Genomic DNA, 26,227 nt, shown 5'->3' with positions numbered 1-26,227 from the left:
AATTGGAAAAAACGGTAACGATTTTAACGGAAAGCGAACTGCGACAGATAGTGCCTCTTGATCCTGCAGTGATTGAGGTCATCGAAAAAGCATTTGTCTCACTCTTCCGGCAAGAGGTTACCATGCCTCCGGTTCTTTCCATGGCGATGCCAGAAAACAACGCTGAGATTGATATTAAAACAGCTTACATCAAAGGGTTTGAAGGTATTGCAATCAAAGTAAGCCCCGGTTTCTTTAATAATCCGATGATTGGACTGAACAGCCTTAATGGCCTAATGACAGTTCTCGATGCGCGTACTGGGCTCGCCAAAGCCGTGTTATTGGATAATGGATATCTTACAAATATAAGAACTGGCGCCGCAGGTGGCATTGCGGCCAAATATCTGGCCCCTACCAATACAACAACGGCAACCATATTCGGTGCAGGCACACAAGCCATGATGCAGCTTCGCGCCGCCCATTCGGTTACCAACCTGGACACAGCCTTTATTTGTGCAAGAGATAGGAGCAAAGCTGCAAAGCTTGCGGTCCAACTGTCGAGAGAACTTAAAATCAATGTAACAGCAAGCGGTAATCCAGCGACATCAGTGGCACAAAGTCAATTGGTCATCACAACAACCCCTGCAGAGCACCCCATATTCAAAGCCGAGTGGATACATCCTGGTTTGCATATCACAGCGATGGGATCGGATCAGGCAGGCAAACATGAGTTGGAGACTGATGCGCTGATGCAAAGCGACCTGTATGTTGTGGATAGCAAGTCTCAATGTGAACTTTTGGGCGAGCTGCAGTGGGTTGATCCGGCTCAAATGAGCTCAGATTTAAACATAAAAGATTTGGGCAATATTATTTGCTCACCCCATGAAGGCCGCACCGATGACAATCAGATTACCATCTGCGATTTGACCGGGACAGGAGCACAGGATACCGCGATCGCTTCCTATGCGCTAAGTGTGGCTGAAGACAACAGACTGGGCACTGTCATTAACACAGCAGGAGATAAACTTGATCAAGCTTGACGATCGCGATTTAAAAATTCTTTCCATCCTGCAAAAGGAAGGGCGAATTACGAAGGCTGCACTCGCCGAGAAAATTGCGTTATCGCCAACCCCGTGCTGGGAAAGGCTGAAACGACTAGAGGCAGAAGGCATTATTGAAGCATATGAAGCGAAAATTTCCCTGCACAGTTTCGGCCCCATTGAAATTATTCTTATGCAAGCGGAGTTGGAAAGCCATCGAAGCGAAGACTTTGAAACCTTTGAAAAAGCCGTTCAGGATATTCCAGAAATCGTCGAATGCTGGGCCGTTGGCGGGGGTGTTGACTATTTCCTGAAATTCATGACCAAGGATGTCGATACTTACCAGCGACTGGTTGACAGAATGCTAAATGACAGGATCGGACTTAGACGTTATTACAGTTACGTTGTCACCAAAGCCGTAAAAGACACCCCCTCTCCCCCAGTACCGGATCAATTGGACATTTAACGGCGATTAGAAGTTTCCTCTGTCCAAATGGTAAATTAGAAAATTTTCTTCTGTAAACGGACAGGAGTTCAAACACACCCTCTCCAGCAGAGTTACTAAACTGTCTCAAGTTTCAGTGCTTTGGAGGTCCGTATGCAACAGCCTAAATTTCACGATGCACCCCAAACGGAAGCAGTAACGCTTTCTGCCCCGTCCCTGTTTAAGCAGTTTTCCTATATAAACGGGGAATGGCGGAATTCCGACAACGGGCAAGTCATTGAGGTTTTCAACCCGGCGAACAAAGGTCTCATTGGATATATTGCAGCGCTTGGCCGTGCAGAAAGCCTTGAAAGTATTGCGGCCGCCCAATCTGCTTTTGATGACTGGGCATCCTTGTTGCCGCAGGAAAGATCAGTTTTTTTAAGGCGTTGGAACGATCTTATCCAAGAGCACAAAGAAGACCTGGCGCAAATTATGTCATTTGAGCAGGGAAAACCGCTTTCGGAATGCCGCGGAGAAATTGATTATGGGGCAGACTTTATTGAGTTTTACGGTGAAGAAGCCAAAAGACCCAACATTGAAAGTGTGACTTCCCACCTGAAAGGGGCTGAAATTGAACTTTGGAGAGAGCCTGCCGGAGTGGCCGCACTCGTCACCCCTTGGAATTTTCCTTCCGCGATGATAACGAGAAAAGCGGCGGCAGCGCTCGCGGCTGGATGTACTGTCGTTGTTCATCCATCACAGGAGACACCTTATTCGGCTATTGCCTTGGCAGAATTAGCTGATAGAGCCGGATTTCCAAAAGGGGTTTTCAATGTGGTTACAGGACATGCGCCAGACATAGTTGGTCCATGGACAGAAGACACACGGGTCCGTGTTTTATCCTTTACAGGATCAACTGAAATCGGAAGGCTTTTATACAGTCAATGCGCGCCCAGCATTAAGCGGCTGGTGATGGAACTTGGAGGGCACGCACCCTTTATTGTGTTTGATGATGCAAATTTAAAAACTGCAGTAGATTGCGCAATCTCCGCCAAGTTCGCGACATCCGGTCAGGATTGTCTTGCCGCCAATAGGTTTTACATTGCCCGGCCCATATATGAAGAATTCTGCAACCTATTTATTGAAGCAACATCGAAATTGCGTGTCGGCGCCGGGCCCGATGACCCAGATATAGGTCCGTTAATCCATGAACGGGCAGTGCAAAAGCAGGAGGCGCAAATTGAGGACGCCGTATCCAAAGGTGCCAGATTGGCGTTGGGCGGAAAACGCCTGGCACCTGGCTCTCTGTTTTTTGAACCAACGGTACTTCTGGAGGTACCGGATGACGCTGCGATACTCCATGAAGAAACCTTTGGCCCAATCGCGGCAATAACACCATTTGACCATGAAGAAGACGTTACGCAGCGGGCGAACGCGACTGAATATGGCCTAATTGCTTATGTTCACACGAAAAATCCCCGCCGAATTTACAGAACATCACGGGCGCTTCAGTTTGGCATGGTGGCAATCAATAGAACCAAAGTTACAGGCGCCCCCATCCCGTTTGGAGGTGTCAAACAATCCGGACTTGGCCGTGAAGGCGCCAGACAGGGATTGGAAGAGTTTACAGAAATAAAATATGTGTGCCGCGACTACGAAGTGGCTTAACCCAAATAGAGAATACAAGGATTTAAAATGCTGACAAATGATCAACTGGATAAATGGGACAGGGAGAATTTTTTCCATCCATCTACACATCTTGGGCAATTTGCGCGCGGGGACCTTGCCAATCGCATTGTGACAGGTGGTAAAGGAGTTTATATCCGCGATCGCGATGACACAGAGCTTCTGGATGCATTTGCGGGGCTTTATTGTGTGAATGTCGGTTATGGCCGAAGTGAAATTTCAGACGCCATTGCAGAGCAAGCCAAGGAGCTTGCATACTATCATTCCTATGTCGGGCATGGAACCGAAGCATCCATCACGCTTGCAAAAATGATTTTGGACAGAGCTCCCAACCATATGAGCAAAGTGTATTTTGGTCTTTCCGGATCAGACGCGAATGAAACCAACATCAAGCTGGTTTGGTATTACAACAACATACTCGGGCGGCCGAACAAGAAAAAAATCATATCCCGTTGGCGCGGATATCATGGTTCTGGACTGATGACCGGGTCACTTACCGGTTTGGAGCTGTTTCACAAAAAATTTGATCTGCCTTTGGAACAGGTTATTCACACGCAGGCCCCCTATTATTTACGTCGCGCGGATGAGAGCATGAGTGAGGAAGAGTTTTCCGCAGATTGCGCGGAAAAACTTGAAGCGCTTATTCTGAAAGAAGGGCCGGATACGATTGCCGCTTTTATTGGTGAACCAGCACTTGGAACAGGTGGATTGGTTCCACCGCCAGCAGGATACTGGTCCGCCATACAGGACGTTCTGAACAAATATGATATCCTGTTGATTGCTGATGAAGTCGTCACCGGATTTGGGCGGTTAGGCAGCATGATGGGAAGCGATCACTATGGTCTGAAACCTGACCTGATAACAATTGCCAAAGGTTTAACGTCTGCCTATGCACCGCTTTCAGGTTCCATTGTCAGCGACAGGATGTGGGACGTTTTAATGCGCGGAACCGATGAGAACGGACCTATTGGGCATGGCTGGACTTATTCAGCTCATCCTATCGGAGCCGCGGCAGGGGTTGCAAATCTGAAACTGGTTGATGAGTTGAATCTTGTGGAAAACGCTCAGAAAACCGGGCGCTTCATGAAGGCTCTGATGAGTGAAGCGCTTGGCGCCCATAAAAATGTGGCGGAGGTTAGAGGCGAAGGATTACTCATCGCGGTCGAATTTGCAGAAGATCCGGCAAATCGAAAATTCTTCGACCCCTCACTTGGCACTGGCGCCAAACTGGCCGCTGCCCTGCTAAAGAGAGGTGTCATTTCCCGCGCAATGCCACAGGGTGACATTTTGGGATTTGCTCCGCCGCTTTGCATCACCAAAGACGAAGCAAAGATCGTAGTAGAAGCCACTGCTGATGCGGTAAATGAAGTCTTGGGTGCGTAAGCGCAGAGTAAATGTCCCGGAGAATTACACTCCGGGACAGCATATTTTTACAATCTGTCTGCGATTATTTCGGCTGTCGCCATATTACAGGCAATGGGTATGTCGTAGAGTGTAGACATGCGAATAAGCGCCTTTACATCCACGTCATGCGGCTGGGAAGTCATTACATCCTGGAAAAAAACCAGCATATCGAGTTTTCCATCACATATCATAGCGCCCAACTGCTGATCGCCCCCCAAGGGACCTGATTTCAGGGCAGTAATTTTTAAACCCGGCACCGATTTCATCAACACAGATGACGTTGTACCTGTTCCAAACAGATTATGACGTTCGAGCTTGTCTGCATGAGCTTTTGCCCAATCTGCCAATTTTTCCTTCATGGCGTCATGTGCAACCAGACCAATATTCAGTTGTTTTTTCACTTTTAATCTCTTTTTGCGGGATCGATATTTGCCAGTGTATCTCAATTTTCAAAATGGGTAATCAATTGAGACACATTTATATGCCCGGCCCTTATGCCAACTGCTTTGGTGAGGCAAAATGCGACAGCCTCCCCTTACCCAAATTAACCGCCGACCAACTGTCACCTTCGAACTGCATACTTGTGATGGCGCCAGTAGAAAATTTCCGCAGGATTTTTTGTCGTGTCTCCTCCTGATCATCTGTCCAAGAGATCAGAGCCAGCGACAGCTCCTGCATTGCGGGGTTATGTCCCAAGATCATGATATGCTGCAACTCATCAGACATATTATGCAGCAGCGGAATTAACCCATGGCCCATTCCGGCTGAATAAACCATCTTGTCGTACTTTACAGGCAATGGGTCTGGAAAAGCTGTCTGAAGGCGAGAGAGGGTTTCACGTGTTCGTTGAGCCGGCGAACAAATAACCAGATCCGGTGACAAAGAATTTTCATATAAATACTGTCCCATTTTGGGAGCCGCTTTCTTGCCACGAGGTGCAAGTGGTCGATCCAGATCGCTTTGAGAATAGTCTTCCCAACTGGATTTGGCGTGGCGCATCAGCGTCAATATTTTGGTCATCTTGCCCTTCATCAGTGAAATTGCCTGTTGATCTAGCAAGTTAAGAATGAAGCATTACAATTTCCAGACCAACAGATGATAATTTTCTTGCAGCCGTCACTTGCTTGCCCAATTTGAATGCCATAAAGATAGTTGAGTGTCGCGACGCAGGAGCAACAATGTCCATTAAAGCGCTATTTTCACCCTTAGTGATCATTTTCATTCTATTTTCCAGTTCACTTGCGCAGTCTCATCCGCATGCATGGGTAGACCTTAAATCAGCCCCACTCTTTGATGATCAGGGGCGGCTGACAGGATTACGGCTTCATTGGCTTTTCGGTGACTTCTATTCAGCGTTTGTGCTGTCCGAAATTCCAAAAAATGATGATGGCACCCCGCGCGAGGACGCTCTGCAATTACTGGCGACAGGGAACCTTAAAAACCTGAGTGAATTCGATTATTTCACTAAGGTCAGGATAAGCGATAAGAAGGCGCCACTAAAACCCGTTGACCAATTTACGACCGGTGTGGTTGAAAACCGCCTGTGGATGGAATTTGATGTTATGCTGGAAAAGCCGGTGAACCCATCGGGCAAGGCCATTTCCTATGCGGTAAATGATCCCACATATTACATCGAAATTTTACACCACAATAAGGAACCAGCGATTTCGCTCGCTCATGCGCCTAGTGACAAATGCACTGCGGAGCTCATTCCCCCCTCTCCACCGGAGGATATGAGCGTGCTGGCGGCCAATATGGACAAGGGTGAAAATGTCGACTTCAGCCTGGGTGACTATTTTGCTGAGTGGGTCCATATTACATGCGATTAAACCTAATTTTATTGAGCGGTATATTTCTAACCCTCTTTATGCTTGCCGCTTTTGTAAGCACTTCAGGATTACTGGATCAGTTTGCCATCTATGTTCAATCTCAACAGAGCCTGTATCACCGAGAACTGGCGCAGGTGCTTAGAAATGTGAAAAATGAAGGTCTGATCGCGATGGGGGGAATGATTACCCTCAGCTTTCTTTACGGGGTTTTTCACGCAGCGGGTCCGGGACACGGAAAAGCGGTTATCAGCACTTACCTCTTGAGCAATGAGGCTGATCTTCCAAAAGGGATTGCGCTATCGTTTCTGTCAGCGTTTATGCAAGGGATCACAGCGATTATTTTGATACTGGGTGCAGTATATGTGCTGGGCTGGACCCGCCGACAAGCGAGCGATGCGGTTCCCTCACTCGAGATGGCAAGCTATCTGCTGGTTATGGCAGTTGGCGTCTTGCTAATTACACGAGGTGTGCGGTCAATTGTTTCCTCATCAAGGGTGCAGGATAAGAGTGCCCAGGAGTCTCCTCAGCACGACTGCGGACATACTCATGGTCATCACCATGCTCACACTCATCACCACACGGGGCATGAGGAATGCGCTGATTGCGGTCACAGTCATGCACCGGATCCCAAGTTGCTCTCTTCAACCGCTAACTGGAAAGAGAGCCTTTCAATTATTCTCTCAATCGGTATCCGCCCCTGCACTGGCTCACTGCTGGTGCTGATTTTTGCCGAAGCATGGGGACTCCGCTGGAGCGGCGTCCTCTCGGTTCTGGCCATATCTCTTGGGACTGCAATTACTGTCTCCCTTCTGGCCTGTGTCGCAGTATATTTTCGTAAATACGCCGCAAAGCTCGCCCACGGAGGAGAGAGCCCCTACCTTAAATATGCATCTTATGGAGTCACCATTTTAGGCGGTCTTATCATAGCGGTTTTTGGGCTGACACTTTTTCTGGGTGCCAGCACACAAAATCATCCACTGCTTTAACTAACGACTTTAAGATCTTGTTTCAACAATACCTTTATCAATCAAGCCTTTAATCTGATCATCGGTATAGTCAAGCATGGTCAGTACTTCACGAGAGTTTTCCCCAAGAGAGGGAGGGCGATTTACGGCTTCAACGCCAGACTTGGAAAGACGCAAGGGACTTCCTATCAAGGAGACATCACCGGCATGTGGATGCGCCACAGTGTGAACCATTGAACGGCTAGCCGCTTCAGCTGATCGAAGCGCTTCCAGTACAGTGCGAACCTCCCCGCCTGGAAGTTTATGCTGGACAAGGGCCTCACATAACTGCGCCCGCGTCAGTTTATCCAAGTAGGGTTGCATAAGTTCATGCAGGGCATCTTTGTTTTTCGCACGTAGCTGATTGGTCTTAAACCGGTCGTCTTCGTTCAGCTCGCCCGCTCCGAGGACATCTGCCGCCAGACGTCTGAACTGTCCATCATTGGCAATTGCCAGAATGACATACCCATCAGACACCTTGAACAAACCATAAGGCGCAACATACGGGTTTGAATTGCCAAGCCTTGGTGGCTCCTGATCCAGCCAAAGGGAATTATTCGCATGATAGGCCAGCAACGCAAGACCACTATCAAAGAGGCATATGTCAATTGCCTGTCCTTCGCCGGTGCGCTCACGTGCAAAGAGGGCTGCAAGACAGGCCTGCGCAGCGTGATGCCCCGTCACCAGATCGACAATCGCAATTCCAAAACGCAGGGGCTCCTGAGTGGCATCACCATTGGCAAACATCAGGCCTGCCTCCCCCTGAATGACAAGGTCATAACCCAGACGGTGATTGAAATCCCCTTCCCTGCCATAGCCAGAGATCGAGCAATAAATCAGTTTCTCATTGCGTTTTTTCAAACTTTCATAATCGAGGCCGAACTTTGCCGCACCGCCAAGTTTGAAATTTTCAATGACAACATCACATTCAGCCGCCAGATCAGCGGCAATTTTCTGCCCTTCTTCTGTCGTTAAATCCAGTGCAATACTTTTCTTGTTGCGATTTACCGAATTAAAAAAACTGGTGTCGTTTCCATGAACTGCAGCACCCATTGTGCGCGTATCATCACCCCCACCAACATTTTCGATTTTAATCACCTCAGCTCCCAAATCGCCAAGGGTCTGTGCACATAGGGGGCCCGCAAGGACACGGGAAAGGTCAAGGACGCGAATACCTGCTAATGCTCTCATTATTATTATCCTTATTCTTTTTTTGCGGCAGCTTAACGGTGTGGGCTTGATGAGTAAATGAGAAAAAGCCCGATGCTGTTCACGGGCTTTATTCCATTAGTAAATTTTCGCTGGCAGCCACACGGCAATCTCAGGCCAGAACCAGATCAGAATAACGCCAACAATCTGCAACGCAATGAAGGGGATGACGCCCAGATAGATATGCCCTGTTGTCACTTCTTTGGGGGCTGCCCCGCGCAAGTAGAACAATGAGAACCCGAAGGGTGGCGTCAGGAAGGAGGTTTGCAGATTGATCGCAATCAAAACAGCGAGCCACATTGGATCATGCCCCATCAGAATAAGAGCGGGCGCAATCAAGGGCAGCAGGATGACAGTGATCTCCACGAAATCCAGAAAAAAGCCCAGAATAAAGATGATCAGCATGCAAAAGATCAAGGCGCCGGTTGCACCGCCTGGCATGGATTGCAGGATATCAGCGAGCCGATCTTCACCGCCGAGGCCAACAAATACCAGCGAAAAGACAGAGGCAGTTAAAATTGTCGCGAAAATCATTGCAGTGACAGTCATCGTTGATGTCAAAGCAGCTTTCAAAATATCAGCTTTGAATATTTGCCGCAAAGATACTGCGATTGAAATTGTACCCACGACGGACAGCAGAATGTAAAAGCCTGCCATTGCAATTTCAAATCCGCCAATATCCGACCGTTGCAAGCGAATAGGTAAGAGACCCGACAGGATGGCGAGAGCGATCAGGGACAGTCCACCAAGCAATACAAGTGGAACAGAGGCACCTTTTCGAATACCCGCCATCAGGACGGCCCCAATTGCACCAACCGAAGCCGCTTCGCTGGGTGTTGCGACCCCACCAAGAATTGAGCCCAATACCGCTAGTATCAACACCACTGGCGGCAAAATTGCGCTTCCAATTTCGAGCAGGCTTGGCTTGACCACTTCTTCACGCATGGCCGGTGCGTCACTGGGAATAAGCCAAGCCCTGACCAACAGGTAGACAATATAAATACCGACCAAAACCAGACCGGGCATTAATGCCGCCGCAAAAATCTGGCCAACAGAAATTGTCTCGATCGTGAATTTGCCTTGCTCGAACTGAGCTTGCTGATAAGCATTGGACATCACGTCTGACAGAATAATCAGCAGTGTGGAAGGAGGAATAATCTGACCTAAGGTTCCCGAAGTACACACAATGCCTGAGGCCAGCTTGGGGCTATATCCGTTTCGAAGCATGGTGGGAAGCGCGATCATGCCCATGGCAACAACCGTTGCCCCGACAATTCCCGTAGACGCTGCCAGCAGCGCACCAACCAGCACAACGGACACACCAAGGCCACCGCGGATCGAACCAAAGAGACGCCCCATTGTCTCGAGCAGTTCCTCTGCGATGCGGCTGCGTTCCAGTATCACGCCCATGAACACAAATAAAGGAATTGCAATCAGGACATCATTGGTAAGCAACCCAAAGATCCTCTGTCCCAACGCCCCCATAAGGGAAATGTCAAACGCACCAAGCCCCCAGCCCAGCAACGCAAACAGGGTTGCCACACCAGCGATAGAAAAGGAGACTGGATATCCCAGCAAAATACCGCCAATTAACGCGGCAAACATCAGTAAATCTAGTGGAAGAGGCATTATCTCGCCTCCTTCGTCACAAGCATGTCTTTAACAATAGCTGATACACCCTGCACTAAAATCAGGATGCAAAATCCGGGGATCAATGATTTGAGCAAAAAAGATGCGGGTATTCCGCCAACGGAAATGGGTCCCTCCCAAATCGCCCAGGATGTTTGCACTGTCGGCCAGGTCCAGTACAAAAGAATGAGCATCGCCGGCAGCAGAAATACAAGGTGACCGAAGATATCAATTTTGGCTTTTCTGGCCTTGGATAATTTCGCGTAGAAAATATCGACGCGGACATGTCCGTCCACAAGAAACGTATAGCCGGCCCCGAGCATGAACAGAGTGCTGTGCAAATACAGAACGCCTTCATTGAGGAAAATGAAGCTTACGCCAAAAACGTAACGCAACAATACAATCGCAAACTGTAGCAACACCATCAACAGCGCTGTCCAACGAATTACGTTGCCTACGCTTTGATTTATTCGATCAAGAAAAGACGAAACCAGCATCATAAGACTGTCCAGCCATAAAAAAAGCGGGCTCTTACCTGAGCCCGCCACACATCAAATACTATTTAATACTTATAGTCCATCGCCCGTGCGTTCATTTGTCCATTATCAGCATATGTCATATAGCTGGAAATAGATGAGCGATAGGCGAGGAAGCTTTCCACAATTCTGCGAACCAGTTCGTCTTCATCTTCGCGCAGTTCCGCGATCACTTCACCAGCGGCATTGCCCATGGCAACAATCACATCGTCAGGCAGTTTCTTAACCTGTACACCCTGCTCCTCAACCAGTTTGGTAAGCGCAAGCGCGTGCTTCGTTGTGTATTCTGTCCAAACCGGATTATAAAGGCTTTCACAAGCGTAGGACACAGCCTGTTTCAGATCGTCAGGAAGTTCGTTATAGACCTTCGCATTAACGGCGCATTCTTCTGCGGAGGAAGCTCGCCAACACCCGGCCAATAATAGTTCTTGGCAACCTGATAAAAACCAAGCGCGCTATCTGTCCATGGACCAATAAATTCACCAGCGTCAAGAGCGCCTGATTGCAGCGCCTGAAACATTGCCCGGCCGCCCATTGCCTGAACCGCCATTCCAAGTTTGGAGCACATTTCAGAGGCCAAACCAGTTGTCCGGAAACGCAACCCTTTCAAGTCGTCAACAGAATTAATTTCGTTTTTAAACCAGCCTTGCCACTGCGGTCCTGAGTTACCACACAAAAACGGCTTCAGACCAAAGCGACCATAAATTTCGTCATAGAGCGCCTGCCCGCCACCATGGGTGAGCCAACCCACCTGCTCATCTGCACGCAAACCAAAAGGTTGCGAGCCAAACATAAGAATGCCTTTGGATTTGGATCCCCAATATGCGGGAACAGCATGATAAAGCTCGGCAGTCCCCTGACTGACAGCATCAAACACACCGCGCCCCGGCACCAGTTCGCCGGCGGCAAATAACTTCACTTCAATACGGCCACCTGAAAGTGCTGTAATACGATCCGCCAGTTTCTGAGCGGCAACGCCCGGTCCGGGAAGGTTTTTCGGCCAGGCTGTAACCATTTTCCATTGCATTTTACCTTGGGCAATGGCTGGAGCTGCGATTGTGGACGCGACTGCACCGGCAGCAGCAGTTTTCATAAATTCCCGTCTTTGCATTTTTTTCTCCTTAAGTGCCCGCACCCGGGCCTGTCGTTCAGACTCTCGGTAAAAGAGCGCATTCCCCCAAGGCAAGTGCCCTTATTTCCTTTACGGATTTCGCTTTATGAATATGGTTTATGTTTATATGTGTGTACATAAAAGTCAACCAGATTTCATTTAGGCACTTAAGATCAGCTTATCGGTCGTGAAAAATCGCTAATTACAGGCGTTTTTGAAGTTCTTCTTGTGTAAGGAGACCGGTTTGCGCATCCACATAGCCGGCGACAGACGCCGCGTTGGTCACGGCCCACCTCATGGCTTCGTCAAACGCTTTACCGGCAACCAAAGCAAATGCAAGAGTTGAATTAAATGCGTCACCTGCCCCAATCGTGCTTTCCAGTTTGGCAGGAATTGTCGGACAAAAATGGATTTCACCATTTTCCGTCAGATACGCCCCCTCAGCCCCATTTGTTACGACCAGAAAACGACTGCCACGTTCTGCTACAAGCCGGGAAAGGTCAGCAAGTTTAATAAAGGCACCTTTTTCGCCCAGCCCCTCATTAATCAGGTCTGGTCGTGACGGATCCAGCGCTGGTGGATTATTGCAAAGAGTGACCGTGCCTTGAGCTAACGCGCTTGCTTCATCACGATTAATCGCGATCATATCGACCCATTGCAAGGCGTCCAATACCTGGTCTTTGCGCTGGCGGATTTGGCGAATACCTGGATTGCAAACAACAAACGCGCCAGCTTCTTTCGCCATGCGGACTATTTGCGGAAATGCATCTGCGGATTGAGCACTCAAAGTTGAGACATATACCAGATCGGACCCTTCAAACATTTCCATTGTCAGATCATCGCCGGACAAACAGCTATTGGACCCACGGTTGACAAAAACTCCGGCGTTGCGATCATGTGAGCAAATGATGACGGACTTACCCGTCGGTTCGGTTGGATGCCTCATCACGTAGGACGTATCCACATTTTCAGATTTCAACCGATCCAGTACATGCTCAGCATCCCTGTCATTTCCAAGCATCAAGACAGTTCTAACGTCACCGCCAAGGCGAGCCATTGAAACAGAAGCGTTTGTGGCTCCCCCTCCCATTTGTGTGTCAATGTGAGTTGCTTCAACTTTGGCGCCCTGCTCCATCAACAGATAGGAGTTTGCAGCGTTACGCATGGTCACACTTTCGATGTCACTTGGATCAATCGTCGCAATAACATCAATCGTAGCACCACCAACAACCGTAATTTTCATGAAAACAAACTTTCCTGATAAAGAGAGAAGACTACATTTAACGAATTTCAATTGGCCGGTAAATTCACAAGTTCAATAATGGTATATTATGAGCAGTCCAGCTCCGTATATATCCCTGACTGAAACATCGGTAGCCTGTCAAATAAGGGGGAGGCATTCAAAATTAAACAGAAAATCAAGGCAATAGTAATCTAGCCGTCAGCTTTCGATTTTTCTGACCACCAATGAAATGTTTCTTCCGCGGTTTTTTCAAATATAGGGAAAACGGCCGAGATATCATCCAGTTCACCGGCGTTATTCTCAAATAATGACGCCTGTTCCACCAGTCGTTCTGCACACATTGAACTCGCCACCCCAACTATTGTGTGAGCTGCGCGTTTAACAATCGCCATATCCCCATCTTCTAGGCCCTGTTTCATAACGTTCAATTCTGATTTAACAGCATCCGGCGTTTTCTCAATCAAAGGGCCTGCCATATCTACGCCTAGCTGCTCAACAAATTCCGCCATCTTTTCATCGCTGCCGATTGGCAATGATTGCGTAACTTCCAGCATTCCAAGATCAGGGGCATCACTGTCATTTCTTTTGAGCGGCACCTTGACCTGTTCTTCACTTGGAGAAGCCTCATCCAGATCTAACGGTTCTTTCGTGAAGTATTTTGAAATCGCCTTTTTCAATTGTGGCTTTGTAAATGGTTTGGTGATGACATCGTTAATCCCAATTTCTTTCATATAGGCGTGACGATCAGCAAAGGCTTCCGCCGTAACACCCAGAATTGGCAGGATTTTCGAGCTCTGCTTTAGTCTGATTTTTTTTGTCGCTTCAATGCCATCCATTACCGGCATGTGAATATCCATCAAAACCAGATCAAACCGTCTGTTGGCGACCGCTTCAACGGCAAGCTCCCCATTTTCAACAACTTCCGCTGTATGTCCCAAGGTTTTCAAGAAGGAAGACGTAATCATCGCATTAATGTGGTTGTCTTCAGCAACCAACACTTTCAAGCCTGTAGTATCTTCAAAATCTGCACCTTTCAGGCGGCTGGCTTCCTCTTCCACTTCCGCTTTGGGGGCGATCTGCAGCGGCATTAGAACTGTAAAAGTAGTGCCTTCTCCTTCTGTACTTTTGAGAGAAATTTCACCGCCCATGATTTCAACCAATTTGCGGACAATGGACAGTCCAAGACCGGTCCCGCCGAAGCGCCGGTTGATGGTGTTGTCAGCTTGAGAGAACGCCTCAAATATTGTGGAAAGGCGATCTTCTGCGATCCCAACACCTGTATCGCAGACATCTATCTGAACGAGCTGCCCGCGAGCATCTGTTTCATTGGATAATGTTGCCCTTACATGAATGCTGCCACTTTCCGTAAATTTCATAGCATTGCCGAGCAAGTTCATCAGAATTTGCCGCAGCCGCGTTGGATCGGAAACGATATGCGGATTGATTTCCTCTGATATTGTGAAGCCAAGCTCAATACCTTTGCCCCCTGCCTGCGCTTCAAACGGAGCACAGACCGAGCCAATTATCTCGTTTAAATCACAATAAATACTCTCGATTTCCAAACTACCAGATTCGATTTTGTTCATATCCAGTACGTCATTAATAATCGAAAGCAATGTATTGCCCGAATGCAGGATCGTATCCAGCATTTCACGCTGTTTCGGATCGAGGACCGTCTCTTCCAGCATATGCGCAACGCCAATGACACCATTTAACGGTGTTCTGATTTCGTGGCTGATGGTGGAGAGAAAGTTGGTTTTTGCTGAATTGGCTTCATTGGCCTGCCTGAGCAAGGCTTCCTGCTTTTCTTCGTTTTTCAGCCGTGACGTAATATCAAGATAGGTAGAGACGAACCCACCATCGGGCATCATGCGACTGGTAATTTCAATATATCTGTCGACTTCTTTGATATGTACAAAGCGCGGAGATTTAAAATCGGTAACGATTTTCACCATTTCGTCATGCACGCGATCTGGAGGAAATTTACCAAAATCTCCTCGCTCGAACATGAAAATCACGATTTCTTTAAACTTGACCCCAAGGGTTACCAGCTCATCTGGAAGCAGAAGTAGATCCTTCACGTGCTTGTTTATGACTTTAAGTCTTGCTGTTTTGCCAAAGACAGTGATGCCCGCGGGTACATTTTCTTTTGTAACTTCCAGAATCTGCCGGCTTTGAAGAATTTCGTCTTCCGCAGCTTTGCGCTCTGTGATGTCGCGAATAATACCAATATATGACAGATTTCCATCCAGGATCATTTCCCGGATTTCAAGCTCCATCGGAAACAGCGAGCCATTTTTTCGGCGCCCCTGAAGATTATAATTTTGATCCGGTAGGAAAGCTTTTTCCGAACCTAGCAGGATTTCAAGATACCCTTCCCATCCGCCTCGGCCGAGGTCGGGCATCAATTCCTTGAATTCCATTCCTTCGAGTTCACCCTGCTCATACCCGAAGATGTGAGTGGCGGCACCGTTGACTGTTTCAATTCTGCCCCGTGCATCAATTGTTACAATACCGTCAGCCAATGCTTCGAGCAGTGTGTTGAGCCGTGAGGTTTGGGAGACCAGAAACTTTCCATCCTGTTCCAGTCTGGACAAACTGAATTGCTGCTGGACTGCACCGGCAAAATTCCAAAGCACTTCATATTCGTCGAATTGGAGCGTTCTGGGCTTCGTATCCATCACACAGATCGTTGCGACATTGAAGCCCCCATACACCTTCAAGGGCACACCGGCATAAAATCGGACCGGTTCACCGTTAATGGTCTGGTTTATGTCACTGTATCGTGCATCAGCGTGAATATCTGACACACAAAAGATATCATCCTCAAGGATCGTGTGTGCACAAAGACTCTCTTCACGTTTTATCTGACGCGGCAACTCACCGTGGGATGACTTGGCCCAGACATACCCATCGCCCACCAAATTGATCTGAACGGCAGGTGCTGCAAAGAATTTGCTAATAAGGCGCGTAATTCGATCAAAGCTTCATCGTCCGCGCTTTTCCACAGGCGGAGCTTGCGCAAGGCTTCCAGTCTTTGCTCTTCATAATCAGGTATTGCTGCCTCGAGCACTCGAAGACTCCCAAAGTTGGCCAAGTATCGCCACACACAACTTTTGCGACACTAACTATAGAATAAACTAGACTGTTTTTCTTACTTTTAGCTTAAAAAAAGTCGTTCTCAAGCGCAATCGGCATCCTGCTGTCGCATTTGCAAAAGCATTTGTGGTAAGTGATTATATTGACGTGGGTCGAATTCAATTGAACAGGTTCAGAGTATGAAATTTGATTATGTGATTGTTGGCGCGGGATCCGCCGGATGTGTTCTGGCAAATCGCTTGAGCGAAAACCCGGAAGTAACTGTTTGTCTTGTTGAATTTGGCGGTAGTGACAAAAATATTTTCATAAAGATGCCAACAGCCCTATCAATTCCAATGAATATGGACAAGTTCAACTGGGGCTATGAGAGCCTTCCAGAACCAGCGCTTGGCGGCAGACGGCTGGATTGTCCGCGAGGGAAAGTGATCGGCGGCTCCTCTTCAATCAATGGAATGGTATATGTCCGTGGTCACGCCTGCGACTTTGAAGAATGGGAAAGCGAAGGCGCTACAGGGTGGGGATACGCGGATGTTCTGCCATATTTCAAGCGGGCGGAGAGCTGGATTGGTGGCTCCGATGAATATCGCGGCGATGACGGGCCACTGCATGTAAACAATGGCAACAACATGCAGCTAAATGCGCTGTATTCCGCCTTCATTAAGGCGGGTGAAGAAGCGGGTTATCCCGTCACGTCTGACTATAACGGGTATCAGCAAGAGGGTTTCGGCCCCATGCATATGACGGTAAAAAATGGTGTTCGCGCATCCACCGCCTATTGTTACCTCGATCCCGTGCGGTACCGTAAGAATTTAACGATCCTGACCGGTGAACTGGTTGACAAGGTCGAATTTGAGGGAAAACGCGCAACCGGGATTTCACTTGTAAAAGACGGTGGATCACAACGAATAGAAGCAGCACGTGAAGTCATTGTAAGTGCAGGTTCGATCGGTAGCCCCACTCTTCTGCAAAGATCTGGCGTTGGCCCTGCGAGCGAGCTTGCAAAACGAAATATTACGCCAATTCATGACCTTCCCGGAGTGGGTGCCAACCTGCAGGATCATCTGGAAGTCTATTTCCAGTTTCGATGCAAAGAACCAATTACGCTCAACAACCGATTGGGATTACTCAGCAAAGGTCTGATCGGTGCACAATGGATTTTGTTTAAAAACGGCTTAGGAGCTACCAATCATTTCGAAAGCTGCGCCTTTATCCGATCCCGACCCGGTTTAAAATGGCCAGACATTCAGTATCATTTTCTACCTGCAGCCATGCGATATGATGGGCGCACGGCTTTTGATGGACATGGTTTTCAGGTTCACGTTGGCCCCAATAAACCCAAAAGCCGGGGACATGTGATGATTTCCTCAGCGGACCCTAAGGACAAGCCGGAAATTCTGTTCAACTACCTACAGGCCGAAGAGGACGTCAAAGACTGGCGGCAGGTTATTCGCCTCACCCGTGAAATTATTCATCAACCTGCATTCGACAGATACCGCGGAGAGGAAATTCAACCCGGTGCTCAAATCCAGTCTGATGAAGAGATAGATCAATGGGTGAAAGACAATGTGGAAAGCGCCTATCACCCATCCTGCACTTGCAAGATCGGATCTGCGTCTGACCCCATGGCTGTGCTCGATGAAAGCTGCCGGGTACGGGGCTTAGAGAGTTTGCGGGTCGTTGATAGCTCCATTTTTCCAACAATTACAAACGGCAACCTGAATGCGCCAACCATAATGGTCGCAGAAAAAGCGGCTGATATGATCCTGGAAAAACCCCCGCTTGAAAAAAGCAACGCCCCCTATTGGTACAGCCAGATTGGGAGCATAAACAGCGTATCGGCACCGCACTGCGTGAAATTACGTAAGAAGAGTAATGGTATCAGGCATTGCGTGAATAACTCGCCAGCTTTAGTCCAAAACCGATAAACACAACACCGGTTAAAGCCTTGAGCCATTTTTGAAAACGCACAGTTTTAGCGACCTGACCAAGGCGCGAAAGGACAAGTACCATCGCGCCAAACCACAGGAGGTTAATTACTGAATGTAGAAAAACCAGAATGAATGCGGAGACTGCGGATTGAGCATCGCTGGAAATAAACTGCGGGAAGGCAGCTAGATAGAACATTGAAACCTTTGGATTAAGTGCATTCGTGAGCAACCCCTCGCTGTATGCCTTGAGCAAGGTTCTTTTTCTCCTAACCGGTTTCACATTTGCAACCTTCACATTCGCCGAAAAAGCATCAATCAACGCCTTGATACCAATCCAGCACAAATAAATTGCCCCTAATATTTTAACCAGAGTGAATGCTGTAGCAGACTGGACCAGTATGATTGAAATTCCCAACACAGATAACGCGCCATGCAAATAAAACCCGGTCATAAACCCGGCAATATTTGCAAAGCCCGCGACTTTGCCGGATGTGGGTACGGTCTTTGCGATCAGAACACCATTGGGCCCGGGCGACATAACCAGCAGGGATGCGACAAATACAAATGTTAGAATTTCCGATACCAGCATCTCTTACCCCTCGCATATCTGCATGTGAAATCTATTAATAACGGTTCATGGGAACACCACCAACAAATAAGTAAAATAAAAATCGATTTTATGGGTTGAGATGCGATAGAGTTGACAAAATGCCGATGTCGCAGGGAATGTAGAGGCAACCCAACAAACTTTAAAAATCAAGAAGAAGAGCTGATGCGAGAATTTGTTTTTAACACGACTCCCCGTTTGATTTGTAAGCCCGGTGTGATGGAAGAGCTTGGGGATATTGTCCATCAATTTGGAACCCGGGCTCTGCTGGTCACAGATCCGGGGATCGTCAAACTTGATCTACACAGAAGTGCGATTACAGCACTGGAGAAAGCTGGCGTAAAACTGGCTATTTTTGACACTGTTGAAGCAGATCCCCGAGAGGCAATCGTGCTGGAGGCGAGTGAATCTGCCATCGAGCATAACGCAGAAGTCATCATTGGATTTGGCGGCGGCTCTTCCATGGATGTTGCAAAGCTGGTTGCGTTGCTCGCGCTCGAGCAGGAAAGTCTTGATGAGATTTACGGCATCGAAATGATCAAAGGAAACCGGTTGCCACTTATCCAAATTCCAACAACTGCCGGTACAGGTTCAGAGGTTACACCTATTTCCATTATTACCGTTGGTGCGGAGACTAAAAAAGGTGTGGTTTCTGCCAAACTATTACCAGACATAGCCATTCTTGACGCTCACCTCACATTGGGACTGCCGCCACATGTAACAGCGGCTACCGGCATCGACGCAATGGTGCATGCAATAGAGGCATATACATCAAAAGGAGCCAATAATAACCCCATGTCCGCAACACTGGGCAAGGAAGCGCTCCGGCTGTTGGGTGCTAATATTACAACCGCAGTGGAGGACGGTGCAAATGTTGAAGCCCGCTCCAACATGCTGCTTGGAGCATGTCTGGCGGGTCAGGCATTTGCTAATTCACCAGTCGCTGCCGTCCATGCGCTTGCGTATCCGATCGGTGGGATATTCCACGTTCCACACGGGTTATCCAATGCATTGTTCTGGCAGAGGTGATGCGATTTAACGCCGTGGTGTGTGCAGATCAATATGCCGAACTGGCACCGCTGGTCTTCACTGATATCGACACTTCACAAGGGTCGCAGGCAACCTGTCAGGAATTCATCAATCGACTTGAAAAACTGGGGGCCGACCTTGGACTGGAAACAAGGCTACGCGAAGTTGGTGTAAGCGAAAACGATCTGGATAAGCTGGCAGACGCGGCAATGGAGCAAACCAGACTTCTTGTTAACAACCCACGCGAAGTGACCCGTGAGGATGCGTATTTAATCTATAAGAAAGTCCTCTAACCCATGGGAAACACAAAACAAATGAGCCTTAGAAGTGACTATCGCCACTTTCAGGCTATCCCAACACGCTGGATGGATAATGACGCCTACGGTCATGTAAACAACGTACAGTATTACAGCTACTTCGATACCACAGTGAACCAGTTCTTGGTCCATCAGGGAATTTTAGACATTCAGAACAGCCCGGTTGTTGGGCTGGTTGTGGAAACAAGTTGCCGATATGCCAAGAGCATCGTTTTTCCGGACCTGGTCCATGCCGGATTGAAAGTTGCGAAAATGGGGAACTCCTCAGTGCGCTATGAGCTTGGCCTGTTCAAGGGAGAGGATGAACAGGCCTGCGCGGAGGGATATTTCATTCATGTTTATGTAGACCGGACGACCAATCGTCCCGTCCCGATACCTCAACATATGCGGGAAGTTCTGCAAAATATTATGTAGTTACAAGCCCGCCAAGAGTTGCGCGGTCATCAAATTTTGGAAAAATCGCCACCTCGACCAAGCCCTGATGAAAATCTTCCAGCTCCGTTTCGAGCTTCTTCATATAAGGGCTTGGCACCTTCGCGTGCCTCATGACGCAATGCTTGCATAACGTCCATTCCCCATTGCTGATAAGAGGTCATTCGATCAACTTTCATACAGGTCTGAGGAAATTCGGCGATTTGTTTGGCAAGCTTCAAGGCTTCCTCATATGCCTGACCTTGCGCAACAACCCGGTTTGCCAGTCCAAATTCGTAAGCTTCCTGTGCGCTTACCTCCCGTCCTGTCAAAATCATATCCAAGGCCCGACTATGGCCAATCAGACGAGGAAGACGCACACATCCCCCGTCAATCAAAGGCACTCCCCATCGTCTGCAAAACACACCAAAAGCGGCAGTTTCGGCAGCGACACGCAAGTCACACCACAATGCGAGCTCCAAGCCCCCGGCAACAGCATATCCCTCCACAGCGGCGATAACAGGTTTGCTTAGCAGCTTGCGGCTGGGCCCCATAATTCCCTCCGCCTCAGGATCATAGGAGAGCTCACTTTGACCGGATAAAGATTTCAAATCAAAACCAGCGCAAAAATAATCTCCGGCACCACGCAAAATTGCGACAGATTGACTGTCATCTTCTTCGAAGCGATTAAACGCATCCAGAAGAAGCTCACCCGTTTCATAGTCAACTGCGTTTCGGCAATGGGGCCGATTAATGGTCACTGTTGTTATGTTTTCTTCTGTATGTATCAGTACTTTGTTCGTTTCGGTCGGCATTTTAAAACTCCCAGTTCATTTTTTTGTATTCACAATAGAGGCTACCCGTTTGCGCAGCTCAGGAATGACCTCTTCCTCAAACCAGGGATTGCGCTTCAGCCACAAGTTATTTCTTGGTGACGGATGTGGTAGAATAAGAGTGGAAGGCCAGTATTTGCGCCAATCAAGCACAGTTTCCGTCAACGTTTTTTTGCGCGTCGGGCCGATGTGCCAATCGATGGCATATTGACCAATGACAAGAAGCAGCTCTGTATTTTCAAACTGCGCCAATAACCGCGCTCGCCAAAGTTCGGCGCATTCAGGACGCGGGGGTAGATCACCCGATTTTCCCGTTCCCGGATAACAAAATCCCATGGGAACGATATTCAGTAGCGACGAGTCATAAAATACTTCACGGCTTATGCCCATCCAGTCCCTTAGTCTGTCGCCGCTTGGATCATTAAAAGGAATACCCGTCGCATGTACTTTTCGTCCCGGAGCTTGCCCAACAACCAGAATTTTTGCATGGCTTGAGGCTTGCAGGACAGGGCGACATCCGTCCAACAGAAACTCTTCACAATGTCGGCATTGCCGGATTTCCTTTAGAAGAGTTTCCAACTGTGGGGTGTTCATTGTTCAGGCCGCAAAATCAGGATCAGCCTCGACAACCCCTTTCCCATCACATATGGCCTTCATTTTCGGATAGAGAACGGCCAAATCCTTGACAATATCTTCCATAGGCGGATCCTCGAACATACCGCGATCCTTTACATATTCCATATGCTGCCGTTTATGAGCGTCATATTCATGAAACAAAGCATCAGAGTGTCCATCAAATTCAATTGCCTGTACCCCAAATCGTTCACACAAATCGCGATTAAAAGTTGGCGTAACCTTAAAACACTGCCCGTCAATTTTCAGAGCAACATAGCCGTGATAGGCAAATAAATCAGTTTGCATCAGATCCTGCAGTTTGGGGGAATTCAGATGGTTCTTTACATCGGCAAATCCAACTGCACTGGCAATACCTGCATAGCGCAACGAAGCGGTAAGCAAAATGGCTTTAGGGACGCAAAAAGCGGCATCCAAGGTCGCAACATTGCTGGCCTTATAGTCATCAGCATTAAATGTAATCTGATAGGGATTATAGCGTATATCGTCCCTGACAGCCTCAAACAGGCGAATGGCAATATCCCTCGCCTTCGCATTTGAGGGCAAGGATGCCAAAGCATTTTTGGCAAATGCTTTAACATTTTTGGAATCACAATCGATAAATTTTGTGGGCTTCACCCAAGCGTCTGATAATCCTTCCGCCGGGCTCCCTGTTATATCACTCATATTCATTTTTTGGACCATTTCGTGATAACACAGATTACGCGAAATCGTATTTCCCACCCTTTTCAAGGGCAATCTTGTAAGCATCGCGTGCCTGAAAACGGGCGACATATTCCTGCAGGTTAGAGAAATCTTTCAAACCACCGGCGCGATTTGCAGCTTCCAGCGGGAAAGACATCATGACATCTGCTGCTGACAATTCATTTCCCAACAAATAATCATCTTTAAGAGACTTACTTACATAGGAAAAATGGTTTTTAAACTCACTGCTAATTCGTGGGTGCAAGGGTGCGCCTGCATCCCCCAGACGAGATACATACAAACGCAGAAGCAAGGGGAGCATTGCCGACCCTTCAGCGTAATGCAGCCATTCTGAATAGCGCGTATAAAGTATTGAACTTCGATCCGTTGGGGCCAATGAACCATCGTCATATTTATTGACAAGAAATTCAACGATTGCCCCTGTTTCATGGATTATCAGTCCATCATCTTCCAAAACCGGTGATTTTCCGAGGGGGTGGATTTTTTCAAGCTCAGGGGGTGCCAGACTTGTAACAGCATCCCGCTGATATTTTACGATTTCGTAATCCTGTCCAAGCTCTTCAAGTAACCATAAAATTCGCTGGGATCTGGAATTGTTTAGATGATGGACCTTAATCATGAGCGGGCTTCTTTCTTCTTGATTTATTAAGTGCGTCTGGCTTGCTTGAAACCACTGTTTCAAACTCAGCCAGACCTGTCAAGAAGCCCAATAGCCTTTACTGAGCTGTCCAGCCACCATCCATAACCAGCGACGTTCCGGTCATATTTGACGCTGCCGGACTACACAAAAAAGCGGCCCCTTCGGCAAGCTCTTGCGGTGTTGTGAAACGCAAAGAAGGTTCTTTTGCTGCGAGAAGCCTGCGCGCAGCCTCTTCCAAGTCCACACCTTCTTTTTCTGCCAAAGCCTTGATTTGTACTTCAACCAATGGTGTGCGCACCCAACCAGGGCAAATCGCATTTACTGTAATATTCCGCTCAGCATTTTCCAAAGCGGTTACTTTGGTCAATCCGATAATCCCGTGTTTAGCCGCAACATAAGCAGATTTTTCAACTGAACCAACCAACCCATGCACAGAAGCAATATTTATAATTCTACCGTAATCACGTTTTTGCATGCCCGGCAGCACAGCCTGTGAAGTATGAAATGCACTCGATAAATTAATACCGATTATCGCGTCCCACTTTTCTTTGGGGAACGCATCTACGCTGCAGGTATGTTGAATACCAGCGTTATTTACCAGAATATCCACAGAACCAAATGAAGTTTCCGCCTGCTCCACCATCGCAGAAATCGCGTCCGGGTCCAGCATATTCGCGGCGTTATAAATCACATCACCACTGCCTGCGTCCTGAACAGCTGACTTGGCTGCTTCTATCGCATCCTGATCGCCAAGACCATTAATGACGACTTTGGCCCCCAATTTCGCGAAATTTATTGCCATCGCAAGACCAATACCACTTGTGGACCCCGTCACAAGTGCGACTTTTCCTTGTAAATTCATAAAAGTATCCTTCTCCCCGCACGGGGTTATCCGCACAGCATTTAAATTCCGCAACAGCTTATGGACAGGATACAGATCGTCAAGCGCCAATTATCGTTTCTATATCGGACAGGACTCTGTCTTTTATTTCCGACAGTGAAACTGGTTTAAATTTTACTTTCAGGTCGTCATCCAAAGTAGCAATCCATTCCCGCAAGGCTTCATTTTCCTGAACATAATACCCACCATGCATGGCCGTTCGCGCGAGCAACGTATTAATTTTGGCAATGCGCTTTGTGCCCAAAATAGGAACATCCATGAAAATCACGAGAGAACTTAACGTAAAACATAACCCGTATTTTTGAATGCGAGCACCCGTTTCCTGAATAATACCGACTTCAACTGAGGCATCCCAAAGCGCGGCATCAACTGCCTTGTCAGCCTGCCCCACATGGACTGGAGGTGCTTGTCCGATCTTTACACCCCGTGAATGAGCATGTGATACAAGTTTACCTTTCTTTGTAAGGGTACTCGCCAAATCAAAACCGAGACTTTCATCGCTTCCCACCAGCACGATGATCGGTAATTCAGTCCGCTCCTCTGGTGGAAAGCTAAGCTCAAAAGTTGCACGGCATAATCTTTCCTGCACGATCGGATCGCCTAATTGCATCACGTCAATCGCGGGTCTGGCGTTGACCTCACAAATTGCCCCGCCACTCTCATAATACGGTTTCGAAATATCATCCGTCAGATAATCGATACCGCCGAGCTTCAAGCCAAATTGCAGCGCGGCCCGTTCCGCCATCTCAATATTGGCGGGATGAACATCCCGGTCATCAATTGCTTCGAGCATCCCCCCCTGACTTGCATTTGGTACGATATGCATGGACACGATCGCACCTTTGGCAGGAATGCTATCCCAATCGTACCCCTGCTTTTTAAGGACTTCATCAATCACCGGAATTTTCTTGATCTGATATTTTGGATTTCCCGGTATTCGATTTCGAAAATCCTGCTTATTCATTTCGGCGACCAGTTCCGTAATCGACCTTTTGCCATCACCAATTATTTTCGAGATTGACCGTTTCACGCAGCCGGCATATTTACCACCGATCACTAACATTCGATGGTCATCGCCCTTTACATGCCGTTCCACAATCACATGTGAATGATGTTTTGTCGCCGCCTCATAAGCGATTTCAAGCTCATGTTCGGTTTTGATGTCAGGTGTTACGCCATACCCTTGCATCCCCATCAAAGGCTTCAAGACAACAGGATACCCCAGCTCATTCGCTGCGGCCTTTGCCTCCTGCAGGTCGGTTGCACGAATATTTACAGTTCCGGGCAGACCGACTTCATTTAAAATTTTAGCGGTGAGGTTTTTATCGTTGGTCAGTGCAAATGTATTATGACCTTCAATATCGATTATATTTTCAAGGAAAACCCTCTTCTTGCGACCATATCCAAATTCCAAAAATTTGGTTCGCTCATCGTTGAACCGCCAAGGAATTTTGCGTGCTGTCGCAACTTTAAGAAACTGGCGTGTTTCCATTCTGGGTGCCCAGGCCTGATACATCTGGGTAATTGCCGCCAGCTGCTCTTCGACAATTTCGTTATAACTTGCTTTGTTGTCCTGCAAATTCTCATCATTGGTGATGAGTTTTACGAAATTAACTGCGGAGCTTAGTGCAGCGCGACCCATGGATTCAAACTCATGGGCGACAAAAAGGTCGCAATGACCATGACTCGTCCGCTCAAAACTCCGATACAGCGAAGCTTCATTCCCATTCATCCGCTGAATAAGGATTGAAATTACACCTATCCAATCAATAACCTGCGAATTGAAAGTCCCTTTGATTTCGGGAATTTTAAGCTTCTTGATGGAAGAGGGCTTATCATAGATCTTATGAGCGGTTTCGCGTAACAGATCCAGCACAAGAGACTGATCCGCAACCACGCTGTCATTTAACACAAACCGAACCGTTACGCCCGGATAAGGGCATACAAGATTAGGTCCCTTGAGCGCAGTAGCCCCTTTTACGCGAAGATATGTCAACGTTCCCTCCCCCTGCAATCTTTGGCATATT

At 47.9% G+C, this 26,227-nt stretch carries 22 protein-coding genes and 3 pseudogenes; 9 read left to right on the top strand and 16 right to left on the bottom strand.

Going from position 1 to position 26,227, the window contains the following annotated elements; translation table 11 throughout:
- Window positions 1-2 precede the first annotated feature (2 nt).
- From JCM23214_RS17780 to JCM23214_RS17765, 4 genes are all read left to right on the top strand, one after another.
- Entirely contained in the window at window positions 3-1,019 is a 1,017-nt protein-coding gene (locus JCM23214_RS17780) for a cyclodeaminase (protein ID WP_025900118.1), read from the top strand.
- Window positions 1,006-1,485: an Lrp/AsnC family transcriptional regulator gene (locus JCM23214_RS17775; RefSeq protein ID WP_025900117.1), complete on the top strand. Its 480-nt coding sequence runs from the start codon at window positions 1,006-1,008 to the stop codon at window positions 1,483-1,485. Before JCM23214_RS17780 ends, JCM23214_RS17775 begins: the two co-directional genes overlap by 14 nt.
- 132 nt (window positions 1,486-1,617) lie before the next feature.
- Window positions 1,618-3,114 carry an NAD-dependent succinate-semialdehyde dehydrogenase gene (locus JCM23214_RS17770; protein ID WP_025900116.1) on the top strand — a complete coding sequence of 499 codons (1,497 nt, stop codon included), beginning with the start codon at window positions 1,618-1,620 and terminating at the stop codon, window positions 3,112-3,114.
- Between the two features lie 27 nt (window positions 3,115-3,141).
- Window positions 3,142-4,515, top strand: a complete 1,374-nt coding sequence (locus JCM23214_RS17765) for an aspartate aminotransferase family protein (protein WP_025900115.1) — start codon at window positions 3,142-3,144, stop codon at window positions 4,513-4,515.
- A 47-nt stretch (window positions 4,516-4,562) separates the two neighbouring features.
- Here JCM23214_RS17765 and JCM23214_RS17760 read toward each other — a convergent pair whose 3' ends face one another.
- Window positions 4,563-4,937: a methylglyoxal synthase gene (locus JCM23214_RS17760; protein WP_025900114.1), complete on the bottom strand. Its 375-nt coding sequence runs from the start codon at window positions 4,935-4,937 to the stop codon at window positions 4,563-4,565.
- A 91-nt stretch (window positions 4,938-5,028) separates the two neighbouring features.
- Window positions 5,029-5,556, bottom strand: coding sequence for a SixA phosphatase family protein (locus JCM23214_RS17755; protein WP_037493986.1), 528 nt, complete (start codon window positions 5,554-5,556; stop codon window positions 5,029-5,031).
- A 158-nt stretch (window positions 5,557-5,714) separates the two neighbouring features.
- Between JCM23214_RS17755 and JCM23214_RS22910 the strand changes: the two genes are divergently transcribed.
- The gene (locus tag JCM23214_RS22910; RefSeq protein ID WP_025900112.1) at window positions 5,715-6,365 is read left to right on the top strand and encodes a DUF1007 family protein; all 651 of its coding nucleotides are present in this window, start codon (window positions 5,715-5,717) and stop codon (window positions 6,363-6,365) included.
- Window positions 6,356-7,351 (top strand): nickel/cobalt transporter, encoded by a 996-nt coding sequence (locus JCM23214_RS17740; protein WP_025900111.1) that lies wholly within the window; start codon window positions 6,356-6,358, stop codon window positions 7,349-7,351. The genes JCM23214_RS22910 and JCM23214_RS17740 overlap by 10 nt, the downstream gene beginning before the upstream one ends.
- Window positions 7,352-7,360: 9 nt before the next feature.
- On the opposite strand, the gene JCM23214_RS17735 is transcribed toward JCM23214_RS17740, so the two are convergent.
- From JCM23214_RS17735 to JCM23214_RS17705, 7 genes and pseudogenes are all read right to left on the bottom strand, one after another.
- Window positions 7,361-8,560 carry a CaiB/BaiF CoA transferase family protein gene (locus JCM23214_RS17735; RefSeq protein WP_025900110.1) on the bottom strand — a complete coding sequence of 400 codons (1,200 nt, stop codon included), beginning with the start codon at window positions 8,558-8,560 and terminating at the stop codon, window positions 7,361-7,363.
- Window positions 8,561-8,656: 96 nt separating this feature from the next.
- Window positions 8,657-10,207 carry a TRAP transporter large permease gene (locus JCM23214_RS17730; RefSeq protein WP_025900109.1) on the bottom strand — a complete coding sequence of 517 codons (1,551 nt, stop codon included), beginning with the start codon at window positions 10,205-10,207 and terminating at the stop codon, window positions 8,657-8,659.
- Window positions 10,207-10,707 (bottom strand): TRAP transporter small permease subunit, encoded by a 501-nt coding sequence (locus tag JCM23214_RS17725; RefSeq protein ID WP_025900108.1) that lies wholly within the window; start codon window positions 10,705-10,707, stop codon window positions 10,207-10,209. Before JCM23214_RS17725 ends, JCM23214_RS17730 begins: the two co-directional genes overlap by 1 nt.
- Before the next feature lie 62 nt (window positions 10,708-10,769).
- Window positions 10,770-11,854 (bottom strand): annotated as a pseudogene (locus JCM23214_RS26200) (TRAP transporter substrate-binding protein).
- A 202-nt stretch (window positions 11,855-12,056) separates the two neighbouring features.
- Window positions 12,057-13,097 carry a carbohydrate kinase family protein gene (locus JCM23214_RS17715; RefSeq protein WP_025900107.1) on the bottom strand — a complete coding sequence of 347 codons (1,041 nt, stop codon included), beginning with the start codon at window positions 13,095-13,097 and terminating at the stop codon, window positions 12,057-12,059.
- A 191-nt stretch (window positions 13,098-13,288) separates the two neighbouring features.
- Window positions 13,289-15,907 (bottom strand): PAS domain-containing hybrid sensor histidine kinase/response regulator, encoded by a 2,619-nt coding sequence (locus JCM23214_RS22905; protein ID WP_025900106.1) that lies wholly within the window; start codon window positions 15,905-15,907, stop codon window positions 13,289-13,291.
- A 53-nt stretch (window positions 15,908-15,960) separates the two neighbouring features.
- Window positions 15,961-16,170, bottom strand: a complete 210-nt coding sequence (locus JCM23214_RS17705) for a hypothetical protein (RefSeq protein ID WP_025900105.1) — start codon at window positions 16,168-16,170, stop codon at window positions 15,961-15,963.
- A gap of 205 nt (window positions 16,171-16,375) precedes the next feature.
- On the opposite strand from JCM23214_RS17705, the pseudogene betA reads away from it, so the two are divergent.
- A pseudogene (betA, locus tag JCM23214_RS17700) lies at window positions 16,376-18,060 on the top strand (choline dehydrogenase).
- A 14-nt stretch (window positions 18,061-18,074) separates the two neighbouring features.
- Here betA and JCM23214_RS17695 read toward each other — a convergent pair.
- Window positions 18,075-18,713 carry a LysE family translocator gene (locus JCM23214_RS17695; RefSeq protein WP_025900103.1) on the bottom strand — a complete coding sequence of 213 codons (639 nt, stop codon included), beginning with the start codon at window positions 18,711-18,713 and terminating at the stop codon, window positions 18,075-18,077.
- A 183-nt stretch (window positions 18,714-18,896) separates the two neighbouring features.
- Here JCM23214_RS17695 and JCM23214_RS21700 point away from each other — a divergent pair.
- A pseudogene (locus tag JCM23214_RS21700) lies at window positions 18,897-20,053 on the top strand (iron-containing alcohol dehydrogenase).
- Window positions 20,054-20,074: 21 nt separating this feature from the next.
- Complete coding sequence (locus JCM23214_RS21695) at window positions 20,075-20,491, top strand: acyl-CoA thioesterase (RefSeq protein ID WP_199899731.1); 417 nt, start codon at window positions 20,075-20,077, stop codon at window positions 20,489-20,491.
- 29 nt (window positions 20,492-20,520) lie between these two features.
- On the opposite strand, the gene JCM23214_RS17680 is transcribed toward JCM23214_RS21695, so the two are convergent.
- The 6 genes from JCM23214_RS17680 to JCM23214_RS17655 all read right to left on the bottom strand — a co-directional run bounded on the left by JCM23214_RS17680 (window position 20,521) and on the right by JCM23214_RS17655 (window position 26,196).
- The gene (locus tag JCM23214_RS17680) at window positions 20,521-21,303 is read right to left on the bottom strand and encodes a crotonase/enoyl-CoA hydratase family protein (RefSeq protein ID WP_025900102.1); all 783 of its coding nucleotides are present in this window, start codon (window positions 21,301-21,303) and stop codon (window positions 20,521-20,523) included.
- A gap of 15 nt (window positions 21,304-21,318) precedes the next feature.
- On the bottom strand, window positions 21,319-21,915 hold the full coding sequence (locus JCM23214_RS17675) for a uracil-DNA glycosylase family protein (RefSeq protein WP_025900101.1): 597 nt from the start codon (window positions 21,913-21,915) through the stop codon (window positions 21,319-21,321).
- A 3-nt stretch (window positions 21,916-21,918) separates the two neighbouring features.
- On the bottom strand, window positions 21,919-22,620 hold the full coding sequence (locus tag JCM23214_RS17670; protein WP_148301932.1) for a transglutaminase domain-containing protein: 702 nt from the start codon (window positions 22,618-22,620) through the stop codon (window positions 21,919-21,921).
- A gap of 34 nt (window positions 22,621-22,654) precedes the next feature.
- Window positions 22,655-23,278 carry a glutathione S-transferase family protein gene (locus JCM23214_RS17665; protein ID WP_025900099.1) on the bottom strand — a complete coding sequence of 208 codons (624 nt, stop codon included), beginning with the start codon at window positions 23,276-23,278 and terminating at the stop codon, window positions 22,655-22,657.
- A 97-nt stretch (window positions 23,279-23,375) separates the two neighbouring features.
- Complete coding sequence (locus JCM23214_RS17660) at window positions 23,376-24,161, bottom strand: 3-hydroxybutyrate dehydrogenase (RefSeq protein WP_025900098.1); 786 nt, start codon at window positions 24,159-24,161, stop codon at window positions 23,376-23,378.
- Between the two features lie 79 nt (window positions 24,162-24,240).
- Complete coding sequence (locus JCM23214_RS17655) at window positions 24,241-26,196, bottom strand: ATP-grasp domain-containing protein (RefSeq protein WP_025900097.1); 1,956 nt, start codon at window positions 26,194-26,196, stop codon at window positions 24,241-24,243.
- Between the last annotated feature and the right edge of the window lie 31 nt (window positions 26,197-26,227).

It is taken from the genome of Sneathiella glossodoripedis JCM 23214 (assembly GCF_000616095.1).
In the GTDB taxonomy this organism is placed as follows: Bacteria; Pseudomonadota; Alphaproteobacteria; order Sneathiellales; family Sneathiellaceae; genus Sneathiella; species Sneathiella glossodoripedis.
The sequence above is the reverse complement of the archived record's forward strand: the minus strand, read 5'-3'. Positions and strand labels throughout refer to the sequence as shown.

Bases quoted from the DNA above. Each gene is read 5' to 3' on its own strand.
- JCM23214_RS17770 (WP_025900116.1), top strand. From the start codon at position 1,618: ATGCAACAGCCTAAATTTCACGATGCACCCCAAACGGAAGCAGTAACG.
- JCM23214_RS17665 (WP_025900099.1), bottom strand. From the start codon at position 23,278: ATGATTAAGGTCCATCATCTAAACAATTCCAGATCCCAGCGAATTTTA.
- JCM23214_RS22910 (WP_025900112.1), top strand. From the start codon at position 5,715: ATGTCCATTAAAGCGCTATTTTCACCCTTAGTGATCATTTTCATTCTA.
- JCM23214_RS17735 (WP_025900110.1), bottom strand. From the start codon at position 8,560: ATGAGAGCATTAGCAGGTATTCGCGTCCTTGACCTTTCCCGTGTCCTT.
- JCM23214_RS17765 (WP_025900115.1), top strand. From the start codon at position 3,142: ATGCTGACAAATGATCAACTGGATAAATGGGACAGGGAGAATTTTTTC.
- JCM23214_RS17725 (WP_025900108.1), bottom strand. From the start codon at position 10,707: ATGATGCTGGTTTCGTCTTTTCTTGATCGAATAAATCAAAGCGTAGGC.
- JCM23214_RS17670 (WP_148301932.1), bottom strand. From the start codon at position 22,620: ATGAGTGATATAACAGGGAGCCCGGCGGAAGGATTATCAGACGCTTGG.
- JCM23214_RS21695 (WP_199899731.1), top strand. From the start codon at position 20,075: ATGAGCCTTAGAAGTGACTATCGCCACTTTCAGGCTATCCCAACACGC.
- JCM23214_RS17730 (WP_025900109.1), bottom strand. From the start codon at position 10,207: ATGCCTCTTCCACTAGATTTACTGATGTTTGCCGCGTTAATTGGCGGT.
- JCM23214_RS17740 (WP_025900111.1), top strand. From the start codon at position 6,356: ATGCGATTAAACCTAATTTTATTGAGCGGTATATTTCTAACCCTCTTT.
- JCM23214_RS17680 (WP_025900102.1), bottom strand. From the start codon at position 21,303: ATGCCGACCGAAACGAACAAAGTACTGATACATACAGAAGAAAACATA.
- JCM23214_RS17675 (WP_025900101.1), bottom strand. From the start codon at position 21,915: ATGAACACCCCACAGTTGGAAACTCTTCTAAAGGAAATCCGGCAATGC.
- JCM23214_RS17715 (WP_025900107.1), bottom strand. From the start codon at position 13,097: ATGAAAATTACGGTTGTTGGTGGTGCTACGATTGATGTTATTGCGACG.
- JCM23214_RS17660 (WP_025900098.1), bottom strand. From the start codon at position 24,161: ATGAATTTACAAGGAAAAGTCGCACTTGTGACGGGGTCCACAAGTGGT.
- JCM23214_RS17695 (WP_025900103.1), bottom strand. From the start codon at position 18,713: ATGCTGGTATCGGAAATTCTAACATTTGTATTTGTCGCATCCCTGCTG.
- JCM23214_RS17755 (WP_037493986.1), bottom strand. From the start codon at position 5,556: ATGACCAAAATATTGACGCTGATGCGCCACGCCAAATCCAGTTGGGAA.